Raw genomic sequence first — 20,103 nt, forward strand, 5'->3', positions numbered from 1 at the left:
CTGGTTTGTACTCATAGGTACTACTGGTTTCCGGAATAGCCAGCCCACCTGCCCGATCCATAGCATCCTCTTTACAAAGAAGTAGCACTTTTCGTTTAAGTGCTCTTCCTCCTGAAAGGAGCTGCCATGCCTCGTGCATCCCGTGCCGCCGTATCCCGGTGCTCCGATCGTCGTCGTGGTGCGCCCTGGGCCGCCACGGTGCACGTGGCCCTGGTGGTGGCACTGCTCCTGGTGGCGGCGCCGCGCGCGCAGGCCAACAACGTCGGCGAGAACGCCGCCTGGCAGTTCCAGACCAGCTCCGACAAGGTCAACCAGGCCGCGGTGCAGGACATGATCCGCAAGCAGAAGAGCGGCTACTACGCGGCGCCGGTCTACAACACCACGGTCGGGCGCCAGTACAACTGCAACGTCTCGGCGACCTCGACCGGCAACGACGGCAACAACAGCACGGTCGCCAACTCGCCCGCGAATGCCGGGGCGCGCTCGGGCGCCACGGGCAACGACAGCAACAGCGCGGTCGGCACGCTCGGCGCCGCGGTGGTGGGCACCAACCAGGCCAACGCGGGCACGGTGGGCTCGGCGGTCGTCGGCGGCACCAGCACGCAGGTGCAGGGCGCGGCCTGGCAGGCGCTGAACTCGGCCCAGGGCAACACCGGCGCGCAGACGGCGGGGGTGAACGGCAGCGCCGCCTGTGCCTTCGGCGTGCTCAACTGAACGGGGGCGCCATGCACTGCATCTCGCCCCACGCCCGCCGGGCGGTCTTTCTCGCGGCGCCGCTGGCCGGCGCGCTGGTGCTGGCCGGCTGCACCTCGGCGCCGCAGCAGCGCTTCGCACCCAACGAGGCACCCGTGGTGCTCGGCCCCTCGGTACGCGACAACGTCACGCCGATGGAACCGGTGCTGGCCTGCTTCGCCGACCACATCGCGGCCACGCGCCGGCCCGAGGTGGTGATCGGCGTGGGCGACGTGAAGGACTACACCGGCAAGTACAGCATCAACGAGGGCAACGCGATCACGCAGGGCGGCGCGCTGATGGTCTATTCGGCGCTCGGCAAGCTCGGCGGCGCGGTGCGCATCGCCGAGCGCTTCGACCCGGTGATCGCCGAGCGCGAGCTGGCCTACGCCGACCGGCGCCAGCTCGGCGACGGCCGCACGCACCAGCTCGGCGGCGGGCCGGGCGGCGGCGCGCAGGTGGTGCCGTGGCTGCCGTACTTCGGCGGCACGATCAACAAGTCCGACTACTTCATCGTCGGCGGCATCACCGAGCTCAACTACAACATCAACTCGGGCGGTGCCGAGGTGGCGGTGAACCAGGTCGGCGTGAAGGCGCGCACCTTCACCCAGTCGGTCGGCGTGGACCTGCGCATCGTCGACACGCGCTCGCTGATGGTGGTGCGCACGGTGAGCCTCACCAAGCAGTTCAACGGCTACGAGGTCGGGCTCAACGTGTTCCGCTTCTTCGGCAGCCGGCTCTACGACGTCGACATCGGCGCCAAGGGCCAGGAGCCGGTGCAGATGGGCGTGCGCGCGGCGCTCGAGGAAGGCGTGGTGCGGCTGATGGCCGCGGTCACGCAGGTCGACCATCGGCCGTGCATGACCCTGCGCCCCGGTGGCGGCGAGCAGATTCCGCTGGTGCCGGCCGAGCAGCTGCGCAAGGTGCAGAACCCGGCCGATGCCGGCGCGGCCGGCGGTGCGGCGGCGCCGGTGGTGCAAGCGAGCCCGGGCGTGGCCGTCAACGCCGCGGGCACGGGCGGCGCGCGGCTGACCGGCGCGGCGCTGCAGGTGGCGTTCGACTTCGGCGCCACCACGCTCGGCGGCAGCGCGCTGGCGCAGATCGACCAGGTCGCGGGCGCCGCGAAGAAGGGCGCCACCGACATCGTGCTGGTGGCGCGCGACACCGAGAACTGGGATGCGCGCAAGCGCGACGAGCTGATCGACCAGCGCATCGCCGCCGTGACCTCGGCGCTGGCCAACCGCGGCATTCCGCCGGGCGCGATCACGGTGCTGTGGCGGCCCGACGCGGCCGACACCTCGATCCACCGCGACGGCCCCGGGCTGCAGGAGATCGCGAAGCTGCGCATCGGCGCGCCGGTGGTGGGCAACGGGCCGGCGCCCGCCGCGCCGCAGGGCGCCGCCACGGTCGCGCCCACGCCCAGCGCCTCCGTCGCACCCGCGCCGGCACCGGCGGGCGACAGCGCGGTCGCCCCGACCGGCGGCGCCGACACCGCCGCCGTGCCCGAGGCGGCCGAGACCGTCAGCGCGAGCGGCCCCGCGGCCGCCGCCAGCCCCGATCCCGCCGCCGCCCCCGGCCGCGGCAGCTGACACCCCCGTTCCCGCGAACCGTGCGCGCCTGCGAGGGCGGCCCGGTTCCCCTGCGTTCGTCCGTCCCTTTCGTCCACAACGTCTTCACACCAGGAGTCACGCCATGAAAGCTCGCAAGATCCGCAATCGGGGCGCCCGCAGGCCCGCCACCAGTCTCAGCCGCATCGGTTCCGCGGTCGCGGTCGCGCTGCTCGCCGCCGGCGCCGCGCAGGCGGCCGACACCAGCGTGAGCAACACGCTCAACGGCTCGGTGTCGGGGGCGTCGACGGCGAATTCGCAGCCCTCCAACACCAACGGCGTGACGGCGGGGATCACGGGCGCCGTCGGCGGCACCACGGTCAGCGGCACGCCGGCCAATCCGAATCCGATCGCGGCCAGCACCACCGGCAACCTGATCGGCGCCAGCGCCGCCGGCAACGACTTCGCGAACGCGATCCAGCCCGCCTCGGGCAGCCCGGCCTCCACGCCGGTCGACAACGCGGCCTCGCTGGGCGTGGCCACCAACAGCGGATCGATCGCGGCCGGCGTCGCCAACAGCAGGCTCGCGGTCGAGCTCAACAACTTCACGAGCGGCAGCGCGGCCGCCACCGACAACACGATCTCGGCCTCGGCCGTGATCAACAAGGGCAGCTCGCTGGTGACCGGCGGCGCGATGGCCGGCGCCGTCGGCATCACCGGCGGCGCGGCGCTGACCTACCCGGGCGGCACGCCGCTGTTCGACGCGCAGGGCAACATCGTCGTGACCTCGCTGCAGCTGGGCACCGGCCCGGCCTCGGGCGCGGGCCTGGCCAACAACAGGATCGACCTGGCGCTGACCTCGACGCTGCCGGGCAACATCGTGATCGCCGGCGCCACGCTCGACCGCAACACGCTGTCGGCCACGCTGCGGGGCAACAACGCGAGCAGCGCGGCCGAGATCCAGTCGGGCGCGGCGCCGAGCTTCGCGGGCTCGGCGGTGGTGTCGAACCTGCAGGCCAACGGCAACGGCATCCTCGCGGCGGTCACGCATGCGGCCGACAACACCAACTCGACCGTGCAGGCGCTGGTCACCGGCGCGCCCGCGGGCGTGGTCAACGAACTGCGCGGCTCGCTCTCGGTGCAGGGCAACACCATCTCGAGCGCCGCCACCGGCAACGAGGCGCTCTCGGCCACCGCCGGCAGCGCGGGCAACCGCATCGTGATGAACGGCGTGTCGGTGGTCGCCGCGACCCCGCCCGTCACGCCGGTCAACGCCAGCGTGCACGGCGGCACGGCAGTCACCACGACCCTCGATGCCGACCTGGCCGTGCTCAACAGCCAGGGCAACCTGCGCTCCAGCGTGCTGGCACAGACCATCAACGGCCAGGTGCTCGCGGGCGTGCAGTCCATCGACAGCGGCAGCGTCACGCTCAAGGACAACAGCATGAGCGCCGCGGCCACCGGCAACATCGCCTCGAGCGCGATCCTGCCCGGCACCACCGCGGCCAGCTTCACGGGCACGGCGGGCATCTCGAACCAGCAGGCCAACACCGAATCGACGGTGTCGGCCGTCGCCAGCGGCACCGTCATCGCGGTGCAGACCGGCGATGCCACCGGCCAGACGAATGCCAGCACCGTGACCGTGGCGAACAACAGTTCGGCGGTCGCGGCGCGCGGCAACCAGATCAACCAGGGCCTGGCGCTCGACGCCAACACCGTCGCGCTGGGCAGCGATGCGGTGGCGCTCGGTGGCGGCACCAGCGCCGACGGCCGCGTGTCGGCCACCGGCGCCGTCACGCTGACCAACCTGCAGGGCAACTACAACGGCAGCCTGGTCACGGCGATCAACGGCGGCTCCAAGGTCTGGCTGGTCGCGAACGGACCGGCCACGGTGGCCGACAGCGCGCTGTCGCTCACCGGCAATCGCCAGGAGGCGGTGGCGGTCGGCAGCGGTGCCACCAGCGACCTGTCGATCAAGGGCAATGCGGTCGGCACCGGCGCCGGCATCGCCAGCGTCCAGATGAACGATGCCACCTCCTCGGTCGGCGCGGTGCTCAGCGTGCCCGAGGCCCGCGTCGCCGTGTTCGGCAACCTGTCGGGCGGCTCGGCCGCGGTCAGCGACAACCTGCAGCGCGCGATCGCCTACGGCAACTCGGCCACCAGCACGCTGGGCGTGCAGGCCGGCAACGTGACGGTGAACCCGTCCACGGACGTCGCCTCGACCATCACGGCCAACCTCGGCAACAACCTGCCCTTCGACAACAGCCTGGCCACGCAGCCGGCGGTGAATGCCTCCTACGCCATCCTCGGCAGCCAGTCGATCCAGTCGACGGTGGGCACCACGGCCAGCGGCGTGAATTCGTTCGCGGCCTCGGTGAGCGGCGACGTCGCGTCGGCCAGCCTCGGCAACGACCGCAACGCCTTCGTCGCCGCGAGCTACGGCAACGACGCGGCCAACGGCCTGAAGCTCGCGGCCAACCAGATCGCGTCGAGCGACTTCGCCTCGGTCGCCAACGTGACCAACGTGCAGTCGGTGGCCGGTGCCAACACCAAGGTCGAGGCCAACACGGTCGGCGGCAACGTGGTGCGCACGGTGGTCGGCGGCGGCCTGCAGGACGCCTCGGTCTCGAGCAGCGGCAACACCACCCAGGCCCTGGCCTACGGCAGCCGCGCCACCGGCAACACGGTGGACGTGACGGCCACCTCGATCGACACGGCGGGCTTCGTGCTCTCGGGCGCCACCGTCACCGGCGGGGTCGCGACCACCGATGCCTCGTTCAGCGTGCAGAACGCGCAGTCGGGCCAGGGCACGGTGGCGGCCACGCGCAGCGGCGGGCCCGAGGTGCTGACGCAGATCGCCTTCGGCGTCGGCAACTCGAAGATCGATGCCGACAACAACACCACCGCGGCCGCCGCGACCAGCAACAGCGCGGTCAACGGCGTGCGGCTCGGCGCGGCCGGCATCGCCACCACCACGGCGGTGCAGAACCTGCAGATCACCACCGCCAAGACCACCTCCGAACTCGGGCTCGAGGGCGGCGCGCTGACCGACCAGGCCGGGGTGCAGCTCGCGGTCAGCGGCAAGGGCATCGTCGACTCGCAGCTCTCGGTGGACGGCAACGCGGTGCGCGGCGCGACCACTGGCAACACGGCCGTCAACGGCATCGACGTGAAGGGCAACACCATCGACACGGGCGGCGTGCTGCCGGTGGCCGCGGCGGCCAACGCCGCGGTGCTGACCGGCGCGCTCGGCGACCATGCGCTGTCGAACGCGCAGCTGATGCTGAGCACCGCGACGATCTCGTCCAAGGCGGCCGGTGCCTTCGGCATCGACACCGCGCCGGGCACGGGGGTCAACGGCAGCACGCTCAGCGTGTCGAACAACGCCCAGAGCGCGAAGGCGGTGGCCAACAGCGCCAGCAACGACATCGCATTGGCGGCCGGCAGCGTCTCGGCCACCTCGGCGCTGCAGTCGGGCCAGGCCAGCCTGGCGGCGGTGGAGGCGCGTTCCTTCGTGCAGGCCTTCGCGCCGGCCTCGGTGTCGAGCTCGTCGGTGACGATCTCGGGCAACGCCATCAGCGCGCTGGCCGTGGTCAACGACGCGACCAGCCGCATCGCCGTCGCGGCCGACACCACGGCCGGCGCGATCCTGCCCACCCTGGTGCTGCAGACCGCGGGGCCGGGCGACGGGGGCACGGTCGCCATCCATGCGCTGATGAACCGCCAGTCGGCCGCCACCTCGGCCAGTGCGACCGCCGACAGCGCGATCTACAACGACGACCGCGCCGTGCCGGGCGGCCCGGGCGTGGTCGACAGCGCGGTCGCGATGTCGGGCAACCAGACGCTGGCCGAGGCCGCGGGCAACCGCGCGGGCAATGCGGTGTCGCTCACGGGCGGTGCGTCGCAGGGTGCCACCACCGGCCTGCTGAACTCGCAGGCCAGCAGCGCCGCCGTGGGCGGGGTCGCCAACAACACGACCCGGCTGACCCTGAACGGCACCACCGCGCTGATCGACAGCAGCGCCACGCTCGAGGGCAACACCACCGGCGCGGCCGCCACCGGCAATGCGTCGACCAACAGCATCGAGGTGAAGGGCGGCGCCATCGCCACCGGCCTGGCGGGCTCCGCCGGGACCACGGCCGCGGGATCGGCGGTGCTCGCGAGCGCCGACCATGCGCTGGTCAACGTGCAGGTGGGCGCCGGCCCGGTGGGCGCGATCGCCACCGGCAGCATCGGCATCGACACCACCGGCACCGCCGCGGTGCAGGGCGCGACGCTGAGCGTGTCCGACAACCGGCAGAGCGCGCGCGCCGCCTCGAACACCACGGTCAACGGCGTGACGCTGGCGGGCGCCAACGTCGATGCGCGCGCGGTGGTCCAGTCGACGCAGGTCGGCCAGGCGGCGGTCGCGGCCAGCTCGAACTCCGAGCTGTTCGCGCCGGCCGCATCCTCGGGCTCGTCGGTGCGGATCTCGGGCAACACCAACACGGCGCTGGGCGTGATGAACGACGCGACCAACACGCTCGACGTGAAGGCCGCCAACCTGCAGCCGGCGGCGACGACGGGTGCCGTGGTGCTGTCGGAAACGGCGGCGGGAGGGCAGGCGGCCACGGGCGACCACCTGGTGGCGAACCGCCAGGCCGCGTCGACCTCGGTCACCAGCAGCGCCAGCACCGCGATCTACAACGACGACCGGCTGGTGCCGAACACGGCGGGGCTGTTCAACGGCGCGGTGACGATCTCGAACAACAGCACGCTGGCCGAGGCCTCGGCGAACCGCGCGATCAACACCGCCACGGTGGCGGGCGATGCGACGCAGGGCGCGAGCGTGGGGGTGTCGAACGCGCAGACCAGCAGCGCGGTGGTGACCTCGTCGGCCGTCACGGCCGCGGGCGTGACGTTGGCGGGCACCGACCCGCTCAACGCGGGCAGCGTGGCCCTCAACGGCAACACCACCTCGGCGCTGGCGCGCGGCAACGCGGCCACCAACCTGGTCGACTCGAGCGCGGGCGGCAGCTACGGCGGCGCGGCCCCGAGCGGCAGCGTGGGCTTCGTGGCCTCGCCGCTGGCGCTCAACCTCGGTGCCAGCGTGGGCGTGCTCAACAGCCAGACCAACAGCGGGCAGGTGAACGCGTCCAGCACGAACACCAGCTACCAGGTGGCGCTCAACGCGACCGGCCCGGGCACGCTCAACGGCAGCGTCGGTGTCTACGGCAACACGCTGAGCGCGCAGGCCTTCGGCAACAGCGCCACCAACCGCGTGACGCAGACCGCGCTGAACACCGGCACGGCGAGCGCGGCGGTCGGCAACTACCAGGTCAACAGCGGCGCGGTGTCGGCCACGGTGACGACGGTGAACTTCGGCGTCGGCGTGGTGGGACCGGTGGGCAGCAGCACCTTGCGCACCACGGGCAACCAGGTCACGGCCTCGGCCACCGGCAACTCGGCGACCTCGTCGATCCTGTCGCGCTGAGGCGGGCGCGGGCCTGCGGGCTCGCCGCATGAAGAAAGACGAAGGCCGCGGCCGGACGTTCGTCCTGCCGCGGCCTTCGCACGTCCGGAGCGCTCAGGATTTCTTCGCCGGGCCCATCGACTTGCGGAGCTCCGCGCAATAGTCCTTCTCGGGCAGCGGCGGCGTGCGCCAGGTGCGGTCGTAGCCGGCCGATGCCGCGTCGGCACCGGCGGGCGCGGCGAGCAGGCGCACGGCCTTGAACGAGACCTCGTTCGGCAGGTGCTGCGCCACGCCGAGCTGGCGGTCGACATGGCCCGCGCCCGCGATCAGCAGCACGGTGCGGCCCGGCTGGCGCGCCTTGACGATGGCCTGGGCCATGGCGCGGTCGCGGCCGACCTGGATCCGGGTCATGGGCACGATCTGGGATTCGGGCAGCAGCTTGCAGTGGCCCTCGCGCACGGCGTCCTGCTGCGCGGTGTAGGCCTCGCCGTTGAGCTGCACGTCGAGCGAAACGTCGGCCATCGCGTCCTTCATGCGCGCGCGCGGCAGGTTGGCGCCGACCACCGGCACGCCGGCGCGCACCGCGGCCATCACGGCCGGACCGTAGTCGGCCCAGGGCCAGACCTTGTCGTTCCAGCTCAGCGCGGTACGCACCTGGGCCTCGGTGGCCGCGGCCGGCAGGTGGGCGGTGCTGTTGCCTTCCTCGGCCATCTCGAGCGCCAGCGCGGCGAGCCGGCCGCGCGCGGCCAGCGCCTCGACCGTCTCGCGCTCGATCGCATGGTGCTCGGGGGCGTCGTGCTGCTCGCCGAGCAGCAGGGCGTCGGTGGGCAGCAGGGCCTCGACGCGGCGGGCGATGGGGGCGTCGGGCGCCTCGGCGCCACCGGGCCAGCCCGCGCAGCCGGCGATGAGGGTGCTGCCGAGAAGAGCAAGCAGGAGGGAGGAGACGGGCCGGTGCGCGAAAGACATCGCGCCATACTACGCAACGGCGCCGCGCGCGCTGCCGTCCTTTGCCCCTACCGCCTGTCCGTCCGTTCCGCGTGTCCCTTTCCTTCCCGGTCCGCGTGCTGGCCACGCTGCTGCTCGCCTTCGTGGCGGCCCAGATCTGCCTCGCGCTCCACACCCCGCTGCCCTGGATGATCGGCCCGCTGCTGGCGGTGTCGCTGGCCTCGATCGCCGGCGCGCCCATGGCCAGCCACGTGCCGCTGCGCAATGCCGGGCAGTGGACCATCGGCACCGCGCTGGGCCTGTACTTCACGCCGCACGTGGTCGCGCTGGTGGCCAGCGTCTGGTGGGCGATCGTGCTCGCGATCGCCTGGGCGCTGCTGCTGGGCTGGGGCTTCGGGCGCTGGCTCTACGGCCTGCATGCGCCGCGCATGCCCCAGGTGCCGGAGCGTTCCATGAGAGCCACGACTTACTTCGCGGGCGCGATCGGCGGCGCCTCGGAGATGACCCTGCTGGCCGAGGCCAAGGGCGCGCGCACCGACCTGGTGGCCGCGGCCCACAGCCTGCGCGTGCTGATCGTCACGGTGACGATCCCGTTCGCGATGCAGTGGAGCGGGCTGCACGGCCTGGAGATCAGCCCGCCGAGCGCGCGCGAGGTGAACCCCGGCGGCCTCGCGCTGCTGGCCGTGGCCACCGGCGCGGGCGGCTTGGCGATGCGCGCGCTGGGCCGCACCAACCCGTGGTTCATGGGGGCGCTGCTGGTCGCGATGGGTTTCACCGTCGCCGGGCTGTCGCTGTCGGCGGTGCCGGGCTGGATGTCGAATGCCGCCCAATTGGTGATCGCCGTCAGCCTGGGCGTGCGCTTCAGCCGCGAGTTCCTGCACACCGCGCCGCGCTGGCTGGGCTCGGTGACGCTGGGCACGCTGGTCATGCTCGTGGTGTGTGCCGGCGTGGCCTGGCTGCTGGCCTGGGCCACGGGCTTGCACCCGGCGACCATGATCCTCGGCACCTCGCCGGGCGGCATCGCCGAGATGTCGATCACGGCCAAGGTGCTGCAGCTCGGGGTGCCGGTGGTGACGGCGTTCCAGGTCTGCCGGCTGGTGGCGGTGCTGCTGCTGGTGGGGCCGATGTTTCGCTGGATTTACCGGTAGCCGCCAAAGAAAAAGCGCCCCGCGGGGCGCTTTGTTACTAGCAAGGGGCTCGGCTCAGTGCACCAGCAACGGCGTCTGCGCCAGCTCGGCATAGCCTTCGAGCGTGTCTTCGACCTCTTCCTGGGTCGGCGTGTTGAGCTGCCAGGCCGCGATCTGCTGGCGGAACAGCTCGGCCCAGGAACCGTCGAGGTAGAGCTCCTTGCCGGAGCGCTTGTCGACGATCTCGAAACCGTGGCGCTCAAGCACCGGCACGTTGGGTTCGGCCGGAACTTCGCCTTCGTTCGGCTGCACGTGCACGACGACGAAGGAATCCGAGTCGTAAAGCATATTCATGGCGGGGCCTGTGAGGATGTCGAGGGCGTTCATGAGGGTTACATAGCAATCAACGCGCCAGTTTCAAGATGGGTTGTCGTGTTGCCATTAAAACGTTTGGATGCGTGCTTTTTCGCATCAACCGGCCGATGCGGCGGGTAGGGGTTTGCGCAATTGGGCGTCGGCGAAGTCGCCGTTCGGCTCGGTCTGGCGGATCCGCACCGGCAGGTAGCCGTAGGCCGGGGCCAGCCAGAGCTCGACCTTGCGGTCGAAAGGCTTGCGCGGATCGCGCGTGAGCTTGCGCGCCAGGTACTCGCCGGCCGGCAGGCTCAGCTTCTCCTCGTCGCCGACCACGAACACCCAGACGTCGGCGTCGCGCGCGCCCACGGTCTGGATCGCGATCCGGGTGCCGGCCGGGTAGCGCTCGGGGCTGGCCGCCAGCAGGCCGCCGAGCTGCATCATGACGCTCATGCGGTCCTGCGCGCCGGGCTGGAGCGGCACGGGCGGCGCGTTGTTGCTGAACACCACCTCGCCGCGGTCGCGCGCGAAATGCGAGGCCACCTCGGCCTTGCGGCTCTCGGAATAGCGCTCGGGCTCCAGGCCCGACAGGCCGATCTGGCCGGTGCTGCGCCAGTTCAGCAAGGTGAAGAAGACGGCCTTGAGCGTGAGCCGGCCGTCGTAGCGGGTGCCGTCGTGCAGCCACACCAGCTCGCCGAACACGCCACGCTGCGGCGAGGCGCCGATCTGGCCCGTGGCCTCGAAATCCAGCGTGACAGAGCCCGGAATGCGCAGCGACTGGGTGCCAGCCATCGTGGTGGTCGCTTCGCCAGTGCCGGCGGCGGGGGCGGGGGCGCTGGCCGGCGTGGCCGATGGGGCGGCGGCCGCGCTGGCGGGCGGTTCGGGCGTGGTTGCTGCTCCTGAATCGGGAGCGGCCTGCGCCACCAGGTCGGGCGATTCGGGATCCTTGGGCGCCGTGGCCTCGGGCGCGGGGTCGGGCGAAGGCGCGGCCGCCGCAGGGACCGGATCGGGCTTGGGCCGCGGCGCATGCACCGCGCGCGGCCGCAGCGGCTTGGTCGGCGCGGGCGGGGCCGTCGCGGCCGGTGGCGCCGCCGCCGCGGGCGTTTCGGCCACCGGCGGCGCGATCACGATCGTGCGCGTGCTGAACTTGGTGATCGGCGACACCGGCTCGGCCCCGAGTCCGGCCGGCGCGAGGCCCAGCAGCGCCATGTGCGCGAGCGCCACCAGCAGGACCAGCAGCGCCAGCGCCCGCCACGAAGGCCGCCAGGGCACCGGGGAGGGCGCCAGGGCGGAGGACGGCGGGGCGACGGTCGTCGGCATGGAAGGTGGAGTGGGCGTCGCCGCCGAGGTTCATCGAAGCCACCTCGGTACACTGCCGCCCGTCCAACCAGTTTAGGGGAGCGGCGCGCGGCCCGGCGCGGCGCCCCGTCGCCTTTTTCCCAGCACCGCACCATGAAACTCGCCACCCTCAAGGACGGCTCCCGCGACGGCCAGCTCGTCGTCGTGTCGCGCGACCTCACGCTCGCCCACTACGCCACCGGCATCGCCCACCGCCTGCAGCAGGTGCTCGACGACTGGGGTTTCATGGCGCCGCAGCTGCAGGACCTGTATGCCGCGCTCAACGCCGGCCGCGCGCGTCACGCCTTTCCCTTCGATCCCGCGCAGTGCATGGCGCCGCTGCCGCGCGCCTATCAGTGGGCCGACGGTTCGGCCTACCTGAACCACGTCGAGCTGGTGCGCAAGGCGCGCAATGCCGAGGTGCCCGAGAGCTTCTACCAGGACCCGCTGATGTACCAGGGCGGCAGCGACGACTTCATCGGCCCGACCGACGACGTGGTCGTGCCCAGCGAGGCCATGGGCATCGATTTCGAGGCCGAGATCGCGGTCGTCACCGGCGACGTGAAGATGGGTGCCACGCCCGAGCAGGCGCTCGACGGCATCCGCCTCGTGATGCTGGCCAACGACGTCAGCCTGCGCAACCTGATCCCGGCCGAGCTCGCCAAGGGCTTCGGCTTCTTCCAGAGCAAGCCCGCCACCGCCTTCAGCCCCGTGGCCGTGACCCTCGACGAGCTCGGCGAGGCCTGGGCCGGCGGCCGCGTGCACCTCGCGCTGCAGAGCAACTGGAACGGCCGCAAGGTCGGCCTGTGCGAGGCCGGCCCCGAGATGACCTTCCACTTCGGCCAGCTCATCGCCCACGTCGCCAAGACGCGCAATGTGCGCGCCGGCAGCATCGTCGGCAGCGGCACCGTGAGCAACAAGGGCGTGGAGAAGAACGGCCGCATGGAATGGCCGCGCGGCTATTCGTGCATCGCCGAGAAGCGCTGCATCGAGACCATCCAGGACGGCGCGCCCTCGACCGAGTTCATGCGCTACGGCGACACCATCCGCATCGAGATGAAGGGGCTCGACGGCCGCTCGATGTTCGGCGCGATCGACCAGGAGATCGTGGCGCCGGGTGGGCGCGCGAAGGCGGCGGCGGACGAGGCCGCGAAGCCCGCGCCGGTGGCCGTGCCCGACCACGCGGCCGAGGCGCAGGCTTCCGAGGACTGAGCGCGCCCGCTCACTGCGCCGCGGGCCAGCCGCGCAGCAATTCCTTCTGCGACCGTATCCCCAGCCGCCGGAACGCCCGGTACTGGTGGGTGCGCACGGTCGTGAGCTCGACGCCGATCTCGCGCGCCGCCTCCTTCGCGGTGCGCCCGGCCATCAGGTGGCCGATGACCTCGCGCTCGCGCAGGCTCAGCGTGAGCAGCCGCGAGGCCAGCGCCGGTGCCGTGGCCTCGCGCGCCGCCACGGCGCTGCGGCCGTGGGCGGTGGTGGCGTCGGCCAGCAGGGTGGCGTGGCGCTCGATGACGGCGAAGTCGGCGGCGCCGAACTCGGGCTGCGCCAGGCTGCGGTAGAAGCTCACGGCCACGCGCTGGCCCGTGGGCAGCAGCAACAGCACCGAAGCGCGCTCGCGGATGCCGACGTCGCCATAGCAGGCGGCGCGGTAGGCCGGGTCGGCCACCTCGTCGCCGAGCTGGTGGCCCAGCCACAGCTGCGCGCGCCGCGGCAGCTTGCGCGCGGCCAGCCAGGCCATGTTGGGGTCGAGCAGGTCGAAGCGCTGCGCGACGTAGCGCTCGGCCGTACGCTCGGCCGTGCTGCCGTAGCTGCTGGCGGCCGACACGGTTTCGATGCGCCCGCTGGCGCCGACCGCGAACACGGTGCAGAAGGTGACCGGCATCACGCGCTGCATCGCGGCGAGGTAGCTGGCCGCGAGGTGCGGCGTGCCGACGCCGGCGAGCACGTCGCCGACCACGCTGGCCGACAGCGTGGCCTCGGGCGCGGCGGAAAGGCGCCAGCGTTTCATGGGGCGGGGAGAGGGCAGGGGATTCGGGTAAACACTTCGTACGAAGTTATGACAATGCGGCGCCGGGCGCGTCGGGACAATCCCGGGCATGAACCGCCCCGTTGCTCCCTCGAACCCAATGCCCGTTGCGCCGGCCGCGCGCCCCGGCGACGCCGCCGGCGGACCGCTGCCGCCGGCAGCGGCCGGCCTGCCGCCCTCGGTCGGCGCCTTCGGCTACACGCGCTACCCGGTGCGCCTGCCGGCGCTCGCGGCCGACGGCCTCGAGGCCGTGGCGGGCGGCAGCCATCCGGTGGTGATCGCGGGCGGCGGCCCGGTCGGCATGGCGCTCGCGCTGGGGCTCGCCAACCATGGCGTGCGCAGCGTGATCCTCGAGGCCGACGACACGGTCTGCGTCGGCAGCCGCGCGGCCTGCATCTCGCGCCGCAGCCTGGAGATCATGGCGCGGCTGGGCGCGCTGCCGGCCTTCCTGGCCAAGGGCCTGCCGTGGACCGGCGGGCGCAGCTTCTACAAGACCGAGGAGGTGTTCCGCTTCGAGATGCCGCACGACGCACGGCAGAAGCTGCCGCCGATGATCAACCTCGAGCAGTACTACGCCGAGCACTACCTGCTCGAGGAGATCGAACGCCGCAACGCCGCGGCGCCGGGGCTGATCGACATTCGCTGGGGCACCGAGCTCACCGGCCTTTCGCAGGACGACGCGGGCGTGCTGCTCGAGGCACGCAACGCGCAGGGCGAGTACAGCTTGCGCGGCCGGTGGCTCGCGGCCTGCGACGGCGGCCAGAGCTTCGTGCGCAAGGCGCTGGGCCTGGCGCTCGAGGGCACGGGCTACGAAGGCCGCTACGTGATCATCGACATCGAACTCAGGAGCGGCCACCCGACCGAGCGCCGCGCCTGGTTCGACCCGCCGTGGAACCCGGGCTCGACCGTGCTGATGCATCGGCAGCCCGACGACATCTGGCGCATCGACTACCAGCTGCGCGCCGGCCAGAGCACCGAGGAGGCGCTCCAGCCGCCGGCCGTGGCCGAGTTCGTGCAGCGCCACCTCGATGCGATCGGCGAAGGCCACTTGCCGTGGAAGACGGTCTGGACCTCGGTCTACCGCGCCGGCGCGATGACGCTCTCGAGCTACCGCCACGGCCGCGTGCTGTTCGCGGGCAACGCGGCGCATGCGATGCCGATCTTCGGCGTGCGCGGCCTCAACTCGGGCTTCGACGATGCCGACAACCTGGCCTGGAAGCTGGCCTTCGTGGCGCGCGGGCTGTCGGATGCCGCGCTGCTCGACAGCTACTCGGCCGAGCGCATCGCCGCCTTCCACGTCAATGCCGAGAACGCGATGCGCAGCACCGAGTTCATGTCGCCGCCCTCGCGCGGCTTCGACCTGCTGCGCGAGGCCGCGCTGTCGCTGTCGGGCGCGCACCGCGGCATCGCGCAACTGATCAATCCGCGCCAGACGCAGGCGGTGCGCTACGAGGATTCGCCACTGTCGAGCGCGGACGGCGACGCGCTGCCCGCGGGCCCGCTGCCCGGCGAGGCGATGCCCGAGCAGCAGCTCGCGCAGGGCCATCTCACCGACCGGATCGGCGCGCGCTTCACGCTGCTGGTGCTGCGACCCGCGCACGGCGCGGCCATCGAGTTGCCGGCCGACGACATCGCACGGGCGCGACAGGGGCCCCTGCCGTTCGCGCTGTGCACGATCGCGGCCGACGGCCCCGCCGATGCCCATGCCGACGCGCGGGTGTTCGAGGCCCTCGGCGCGGGCGAGGGCGCGGTCTACCTGCTGCGCCCCGACGGCCACGTGGCCGCGCGCTGGCACAACTTGCCCGCAGGCGCGCTGCCGCGCGCGCTCGAACGCGCGGCCGCCGCCGTGCAACTGGAGACCCTCGCCGCATGACCACCGCACGTCCCACCCTGGCCCCCGAGGCCCGCGACCGCCTCTACGCCGACTGCGCGAACGCCATCAGCGAGGCCGGCGCCGAGCGCGAATCGCTGTTCCTCGCGCGGCTCGCGCTGCTGCTGTTCGAGCAGGTCGGCGACGAGGCGCGCTGCCGCGCCGCGCTGGCCGACGCGCTGCATGCGCTGCCCGTACCATCGCTGTCCGCAACCGAATGACAACCTGGAGATGACCCTCATGGACCGCCGTACCCTCCTTGCCACGCTCGCCTCGGGCGCCGCCGTGGCCGCCGCGCCCTTCGCCCGCGCGCAGGACTATCCCTCGCAACTGATCCGCTGGGTGGTGCCCTATCCCGCGGGCGGCGGCACCGACGTGATCGCGCGCGCGCTGGCCGAGGCCATGCGCCAGACGCTCGGCCAGCAGATCGTGATCGACAACCGCCCCGGCGCCTCGACCAACATCGGCGCCGACATGGTCGCCAAGAGCAAGCCCGACGGCTACACCGTGCTGTCGGCCGACAACGCGGTGCTGGCCTTCAACGAGCACCTGTTCGGCAAGCTGCCCTTCAATCCCGAGAAGGACTTCAGCTACATCGGCGCGATCGGCAAGTTCCCGCTGGCGCTGGTGGTGCACCCGGACTTCCCGGCCAAGACCTTCAAGGAGTTCCTGGCCTACGTGAAGGCCAATCCCGGCAAGGTCAACTACGCCTCGCCGGGCAACGGCTCGCCGCACCATCTGGCGATGGAGATGTTCAAGGTGCGCACCGGCAGCTTCATCACCCACATTCCCTACCGCGGCGCCGCGCCGGCCATGGCCGACGTGATGGGCGGCCAGGTGCCGTGCATGTTCCTCGACCTGGCCTCGGGCCTGTCGATCATGAAGGCCAACAAGGTGCGCGTGCTGGCCATCGGCTCGGGCGCGCGCAGCAAGCTGCTGCCCGAGGTGCCGACGCTGGCCGAGGTGGGCGTCGCGAATTCCGAGGTGTTCGCGTTCCAGGGCGTGCTCGGCCCGGCCGGCCTGCCCGCGGCGATGGTGAACAAGCTCAACGGCGACCTCAACCGCGCCTTCGCCAATCCGCAGGTGCAGAAGCGCTTCGAGGACTTCGGCATGGAAGCCATGCCCGGCACGCCCGCCCAGTTCGCGGCGCTGTCGCGCGCGGAGTCGAATCGCTGGGGCCCGATCATCAAGCAGGCGGGCATCAAGCTCGATTAAGTGTCCCGGGGGGGCGGCTCGTCAGCGCGCGTAGGCCTTGCGCGAGCCGTCCTCGAACACCTCGTCGTCGCGCACCAGCTCGCCGTTCTCGTCCCAGCTGCGCTCGCGCGTGACGCGGCCGCGCGCGTCGAAGCTCGATTCGGCGACCAGCGTGCCCTTCTCGTCGAAGCGCTGGTGCGTGCCCTGCGGCAGCTGCCGCGCGCCGCGCCCGCCCACGAGGTAGCGGCCCAGCGCGGCGCGCTGGCCGTTGTCGTGGAACTCGGTGACCAGCACCGTGCGCGCGCTGCCCGTGCCGCTGTAGGCCGACTTGGTGTGCGGCTGGCCGTTGAGGTAGTAGCTGTCGTCGCCGATCGGCTCGCCGGCGCTGTTCCAGCGCTGGTCGCGCACCAGCGTGCCGCGCTCGGAGAACTCCTGGTCGCGCAGGCGGATCGCCGAGCGTGCCGCCCCCAGCAGTGACACGGTCTCGCGGCGCTTCACGCCCTCGGACGAGAACTGGCGCTCGGTGCGCTGGTTGCCGTTGATCTCGTCGAGCTGCGAGGGCTTGCCGTTGTCGTAGAAATCCTGCGTGCGCACGCGCTTGCCGGCCAGGTAGGACTGGCGCGAGCGCAGGGTGCCGCGCGCGTCGAACAGCTCGACCTGCGAGGGCGCGCCGCCGAAGCCGCACAGCCGCGCGTCGTCGGCCGCGGGCGCCAGCATCGGCGCGTTGCCGCAGCGCAGCGCCGAGAGCTGGCCGCGCTCGGTGAACTCGGCCGAGGCCCGGTCGCCGCCCTGGTCGGGATAGAAGCTGGCGCGGCGCAGCTTGCCGCCCGGATAGAAGCTGCGCACCAGGCCGCGCTCCTGGCCGTCGTCGTAGGTGGCCTCGCGCAGCACCTGGCCGCCGGGCGCGAACTCGCGCGCCAGACCGTGCATGTTGCCCTTGGCGTTGAGCGTGTGCTCCTTCGCGAGCCGGCCGTTCTCGTAGACGCGCACCAGGCCCATGAAGACGCCGTTCTGGATCTGCTCCTCGCGCAGCAGCTGGCCGCTGCCGCGGTCCTTGCAGCGCAGCACGCCGGTCTTGCGCGCGGTTTCGCCGCCGTTGGCGGGGTTGACCGGCTGGCCGTTGAGCTCGCAGTCCTGCGCCGCGCGCGCGGCGGTGGCGCCGAACAGCAGCGGCAGGGCCAGCGTCGCGGCCAGGGCCAGCCGCGCCGCGAGCCGCGGAACATCGACCGGCCGGACCGGAGCGTGGGTCACTTGTCGTAAAGCGCGTCGAGCGAGCGGAAGCCCTTGGCCTCGATCGGGTTGCCGAAGGGGTCGCAGAAGAACATGGTCCACTGCTCGCCCGGCTGGCCTTCGAAGCGCACCTGGGGCTTGAGCACGAAGTCGGTGCCGGCGGCCTCGAGCCGCGCGGCCAGTGCCTGCCAGTCGGTCAGCGCCAGCACGATGCCGAAGTGCGGCATCGGCACCATCGCATCGCCGACGCGGCCGGTGCGCGTGGTGGCGAAGGGTTCGCCCAGATGCAGCGAGATCTGGTGGCCGAAAAAGTCGAAATCGACCCAGGTGTCGGTGCTGCGGCCTTCGGTGCAGCCGAGGGCCTCGCCATAGAAGCGGCGTGCGGTGTCGAGGTCGCGCACGTGGAAGGCGAGATGGAAGATGCTCTGCATGTTCCGGATTATGGGCAGCGGTGCTGTTGTAATGCCGGACTTTCTTTCTTCATGGAGCGAGCCTTGCGGATACTCCGGGCACTGGTTGCACCGAGGCGCGAAATCGACAAGCCGTCCGATCGGTCGGCACGGCGCATGCGCCTGGTCTCCTCATCTTTCCTCTCTTCGTTCCGTTTCCCCTTCTCCTGGGCGCGCGGCGCGTTGCCGGCCCTGGTCGGCGCCTGCTGCGCGCTGGCCGGCGTGGCGGCGCAGGCGGCCTGCCCGCCCTCGGCCATCGGCAGCCTCGAGCGTTCGCGCAGTTCGAGCGACCAGCGCAGCGGCGCCGACCGCGGCCTGCTGTGGCGCATCGAGAAGGACGGCCGCACCTCGTGGCTGTACGGCACCATCCACCTCGGGCGCGCACCCTGGCTGCGCCCCGGCCCGACCGTGCAGCGCGCGCTCGGCCAGAGCGATGCGCTGGCGCTCGAGATCGACGTGCGCGATCCCGCCGCGATGAAGCCGCTGACCCAGCCGGCCGACCCGGCGCTGGTCGCGCGGCTGCTCAGCGGCGAGCGCGCGCAGCGGCTGGCGCGGCAGAACGAGATCGCCTGCGTGACGCCGGGCGCCAACGCGGCGCTGCAGCCGATCCTGCAGGTGACGGCGCTGACCGGCCTGGCCGGGCGGGCCGATGGCCTCTATCCCGACTTCGGCATCGACGAGATGCTGGCCGTGTGGGCGCGCAACGCCAACAAGCCGGTGTTCGCGCTCGAGAACCCGGCGGCCCAGCTCGAGATGCTGACCGGCGGCTCCGAGGAGGAGGAGGCGGCGCAGATCGATTCGGCGCTCGACGAGCTCGAATCGGGCCAGTTGCGCACCCAGCTCAAGGAGCTGGCCGACGCCTGGGCGCGCGGCGACCTCGCGCGGCTCTCGCGCTTCCCCGAATGGTGCGACTGCATGCGCACGCCGGCCGAGCAACGGCTGATGAAGCGGCTGCTCGATGACCGCAACCCGATCCTGGCGGCCGGCATCACGCGCATGCACGAGGGCGGCCAGCGGGTGTTCGCGGCCGTGGGCGCGCTGCACATGATCGGCGCGCAGGGCCTGCCGACCTTGCTGGCGGCGCAGGGCTTCACGGTGTCCGAGGTGCTGCCGGGCGAGCGCGGCACGCTGCCCGCAACGGCCGAGGAACCCGAGGCCGAAGCTGCGGCGGCACCGCCCGTGCGCTCGGCGCGTGCCACGCGCGGCGGCCGCTCGGCCAAGGCCGCGCCGGTCCGGGGCAAGGCGGGCGCGCGTGCGGCGGCGCCGGCCAAGGGAGGCAAGGCGGCGCCGAAGGGCGCCAAACCGGCAGCCAAGGCCCCTGCCAAGTCGACGGCCAAGCCGGCCGCGAAGGCGTCCTCCAAGCCCGCCGCGTCCAAAACGCGCCGATAATCGCGCCCGCCATGCACCTGATGCGCCGCCACACCCGCTTCCTCGGCCTCGCCGGCCGCTGGGTGCTGCTGTGGTTCGCGCTTTCGCTGGGCGCGGCGATCGCCTCGCCGCTGGTGCATCCGCAGGCGATCGAGCTGGTCTGCTCGAGCGCCGGCGCCGTCAAGGCGGTGGTCCATACCGAGGACGGCGTGCAGGAAATGGGCGTCTCGCACATGGACTGCCCGCTGTGCGTGCTGACCGGCGCGCCGCCTCCGGTGCCGCCGGTCGCCACCCTCGACCTCCCCCTGCCGCTGGGGCGCGTGCTCCAGCCGATTCCCGCCGCGCGCCTGGCCGCGGCCACCGCGGCGCCGCTGCCCGCGCGCGGACCGCCTTCGCGCTCCTGAAACCCTCGAGTCCATGGCTGGATGCGCCCGTTCGACGGGCGTCTCCGGTCCTTCCTGGCCAGCGTTTCGT

General features: G+C 72.4%; 16 protein-coding genes. 10 read left to right on the forward strand and 6 right to left on the reverse strand.

What is annotated here, in order from left to right; translation table 11 throughout:
• The first annotated feature begins 126 nt into the window (after window positions 1-126).
• The 3 genes from AC07RV_RS42350 (at window position 127) to AC07RV_RS42360 (ending at window position 7,752) form a co-directional block, all read left to right on the forward strand.
• Entirely contained in the window at window positions 127-714 is a 588-nt protein-coding gene (locus AC07RV_RS42350; protein WP_296780317.1) for a hypothetical protein, read from the forward strand.
• Window positions 715-725: 11 nt separating this feature from the next.
• Window positions 726-2,321 carry a CsgG/HfaB family protein gene (locus tag AC07RV_RS42355; RefSeq protein WP_296780315.1) on the forward strand — a complete coding sequence of 532 codons (1,596 nt, stop codon included), beginning with the start codon at window positions 726-728 and terminating at the stop codon, window positions 2,319-2,321.
• 103 nt (window positions 2,322-2,424) lie between these two features.
• Window positions 2,425-7,752 (forward strand): beta strand repeat-containing protein, encoded by a 5,328-nt coding sequence (locus AC07RV_RS42360; RefSeq protein WP_296780312.1) that lies wholly within the window; start codon window positions 2,425-2,427, stop codon window positions 7,750-7,752.
• 93 nt (window positions 7,753-7,845) lie between these two features.
• Here AC07RV_RS42360 and AC07RV_RS42365 read toward each other — a convergent pair whose 3' ends face one another.
• Window positions 7,846-8,697: a ChaN family lipoprotein gene (locus AC07RV_RS42365; RefSeq protein ID WP_296780310.1), complete on the reverse strand. Its 852-nt coding sequence runs from the start codon at window positions 8,695-8,697 to the stop codon at window positions 7,846-7,848.
• 71 nt (window positions 8,698-8,768) lie between these two features.
• Here AC07RV_RS42365 and AC07RV_RS42370 point away from each other — a divergent pair, with 71 nt between their 5' ends.
• Window positions 8,769-9,824: an AbrB family transcriptional regulator gene (locus AC07RV_RS42370; protein ID WP_296780306.1), complete on the forward strand. Its 1,056-nt coding sequence runs from the start codon at window positions 8,769-8,771 to the stop codon at window positions 9,822-9,824.
• A 54-nt stretch (window positions 9,825-9,878) separates the two neighbouring features.
• Here the strand turns inward: AC07RV_RS42370 and AC07RV_RS42375 are convergent, their stop codons facing one another.
• Both AC07RV_RS42375 and AC07RV_RS42380 read right to left on the reverse strand, forming a co-directional pair.
• A complete protein-coding gene (locus AC07RV_RS42375; protein WP_057597632.1) occupies window positions 9,879-10,157 on the reverse strand; it encodes a BTH_I0359 family protein in 279 nt (92 codons plus the stop codon).
• Window positions 10,158-10,274: 117 nt separating this feature from the next.
• Entirely contained in the window at window positions 10,275-11,474 is a 1,200-nt protein-coding gene (locus tag AC07RV_RS42380; protein ID WP_296780302.1) for a DUF3108 domain-containing protein, read from the reverse strand.
• Window positions 11,475-11,606: 132 nt separating this feature from the next.
• Here AC07RV_RS42380 and AC07RV_RS42385 point away from each other — a divergent pair, with 132 nt between their 5' ends.
• On the forward strand, window positions 11,607-12,704 hold the full coding sequence (locus AC07RV_RS42385) for a fumarylacetoacetate hydrolase family protein (RefSeq protein ID WP_296780299.1): 1,098 nt from the start codon (window positions 11,607-11,609) through the stop codon (window positions 12,702-12,704).
• A gap of 10 nt (window positions 12,705-12,714) precedes the next feature.
• On the opposite strand, the gene AC07RV_RS42390 is transcribed toward AC07RV_RS42385, so the two are convergent.
• On the reverse strand, window positions 12,715-13,500 hold the full coding sequence (locus tag AC07RV_RS42390) for a response regulator transcription factor (protein ID WP_296780297.1): 786 nt from the start codon (window positions 13,498-13,500) through the stop codon (window positions 12,715-12,717).
• An 88-nt stretch (window positions 13,501-13,588) separates the two neighbouring features.
• Here AC07RV_RS42390 and AC07RV_RS42395 point away from each other — a divergent pair, with 88 nt between their 5' ends.
• From AC07RV_RS42395 to AC07RV_RS42405, 3 genes are read left to right on the forward strand one after another with little or no spacing between them, the layout of a single operon-like run.
• Window positions 13,589-15,391 (forward strand): FAD-dependent monooxygenase, encoded by a 1,803-nt coding sequence (locus AC07RV_RS42395; protein ID WP_492716157.1) that lies wholly within the window; start codon window positions 13,589-13,591, stop codon window positions 15,389-15,391.
• On the forward strand, window positions 15,388-15,609 hold the full coding sequence (locus tag AC07RV_RS42400; protein ID WP_296780290.1) for a hypothetical protein: 222 nt from the start codon (window positions 15,388-15,390) through the stop codon (window positions 15,607-15,609). The genes AC07RV_RS42395 and AC07RV_RS42400 overlap by 4 nt, the downstream gene beginning before the upstream one ends.
• Before the next feature lie 19 nt (window positions 15,610-15,628).
• Complete coding sequence (locus AC07RV_RS42405) at window positions 15,629-16,603, forward strand: Bug family tripartite tricarboxylate transporter substrate binding protein (protein ID WP_296780287.1); 975 nt, start codon at window positions 15,629-15,631, stop codon at window positions 16,601-16,603.
• Window positions 16,604-16,624: 21 nt separating this feature from the next.
• Here AC07RV_RS42405 and AC07RV_RS42410 read toward each other — a convergent pair whose 3' ends face one another.
• Both AC07RV_RS42410 and AC07RV_RS42415 read right to left on the reverse strand, forming a co-directional pair.
• Entirely contained in the window at window positions 16,625-17,833 is a 1,209-nt protein-coding gene (locus AC07RV_RS42410; RefSeq protein WP_444814407.1) for a toxin-antitoxin system YwqK family antitoxin, read from the reverse strand.
• A complete protein-coding gene (locus AC07RV_RS42415) occupies window positions 17,830-18,243 on the reverse strand; it encodes a VOC family protein (protein WP_296780285.1) in 414 nt (137 codons plus the stop codon). The genes AC07RV_RS42410 and AC07RV_RS42415 overlap by 4 nt, the downstream gene beginning before the upstream one ends.
• Window positions 18,244-18,378: 135 nt before the next feature.
• Between AC07RV_RS42415 and AC07RV_RS42420 the strand changes: the two genes are divergently transcribed.
• A complete protein-coding gene (locus tag AC07RV_RS42420; RefSeq protein WP_444814406.1) occupies window positions 18,379-19,650 on the forward strand; it encodes a TraB/GumN family protein in 1,272 nt (423 codons plus the stop codon).
• 11 nt (window positions 19,651-19,661) lie between these two features.
• The gene (locus AC07RV_RS42425; protein ID WP_057597421.1) at window positions 19,662-20,033 is read left to right on the forward strand and encodes a DUF2946 family protein; all 372 of its coding nucleotides are present in this window, start codon (window positions 19,662-19,664) and stop codon (window positions 20,031-20,033) included.
• Window positions 20,034-20,103 lie beyond the last annotated feature (70 nt).

Source organism: Variovorax sp. GW821-FHT09B01 (assembly GCF_059418345.1).

Coding starts and splice junctions, on each gene's coding strand:
- AC07RV_RS42350 (WP_296780317.1), top strand. CDS start 127: ATGCCTCGTGCATCCCGTGCCGCCGTATCCCGGTGCTCCGATCGTCGT.
- AC07RV_RS42355 (WP_296780315.1), top strand. CDS start 726: ATGCACTGCATCTCGCCCCACGCCCGCCGGGCGGTCTTTCTCGCGGCG.
- AC07RV_RS42360 (WP_296780312.1), top strand. CDS start 2,425: ATGAAAGCTCGCAAGATCCGCAATCGGGGCGCCCGCAGGCCCGCCACC.
- AC07RV_RS42365 (WP_296780310.1), bottom strand. CDS start 8,697: ATGTCTTTCGCGCACCGGCCCGTCTCCTCCCTCCTGCTTGCTCTTCTC.
- AC07RV_RS42375 (WP_057597632.1), bottom strand. CDS start 10,157: ATGAATATGCTTTACGACTCGGATTCCTTCGTCGTCGTGCACGTGCAG.
- AC07RV_RS42380 (WP_296780302.1), bottom strand. CDS start 11,474: ATGCCGACGACCGTCGCCCCGCCGTCCTCCGCCCTGGCGCCCTCCCCG.
- AC07RV_RS42385 (WP_296780299.1), top strand. CDS start 11,607: ATGAAACTCGCCACCCTCAAGGACGGCTCCCGCGACGGCCAGCTCGTC.
- AC07RV_RS42390 (WP_296780297.1), bottom strand. CDS start 13,500: ATGAAACGCTGGCGCCTTTCCGCCGCGCCCGAGGCCACGCTGTCGGCC.
- AC07RV_RS42395 (WP_492716157.1), top strand. CDS start 13,589: ATGAACCGCCCCGTTGCTCCCTCGAACCCAATGCCCGTTGCGCCGGCC.
- AC07RV_RS42400 (WP_296780290.1), top strand. CDS start 15,388: ATGACCACCGCACGTCCCACCCTGGCCCCCGAGGCCCGCGACCGCCTC.
- AC07RV_RS42405 (WP_296780287.1), top strand. CDS start 15,629: ATGGACCGCCGTACCCTCCTTGCCACGCTCGCCTCGGGCGCCGCCGTG.
- AC07RV_RS42415 (WP_296780285.1), bottom strand. CDS start 18,243: ATGCAGAGCATCTTCCATCTCGCCTTCCACGTGCGCGACCTCGACACC.
- AC07RV_RS42420 (WP_444814406.1), top strand. CDS start 18,379: ATGCGCCTGGTCTCCTCATCTTTCCTCTCTTCGTTCCGTTTCCCCTTC.
- AC07RV_RS42425 (WP_057597421.1), top strand. CDS start 19,662: ATGCACCTGATGCGCCGCCACACCCGCTTCCTCGGCCTCGCCGGCCGC.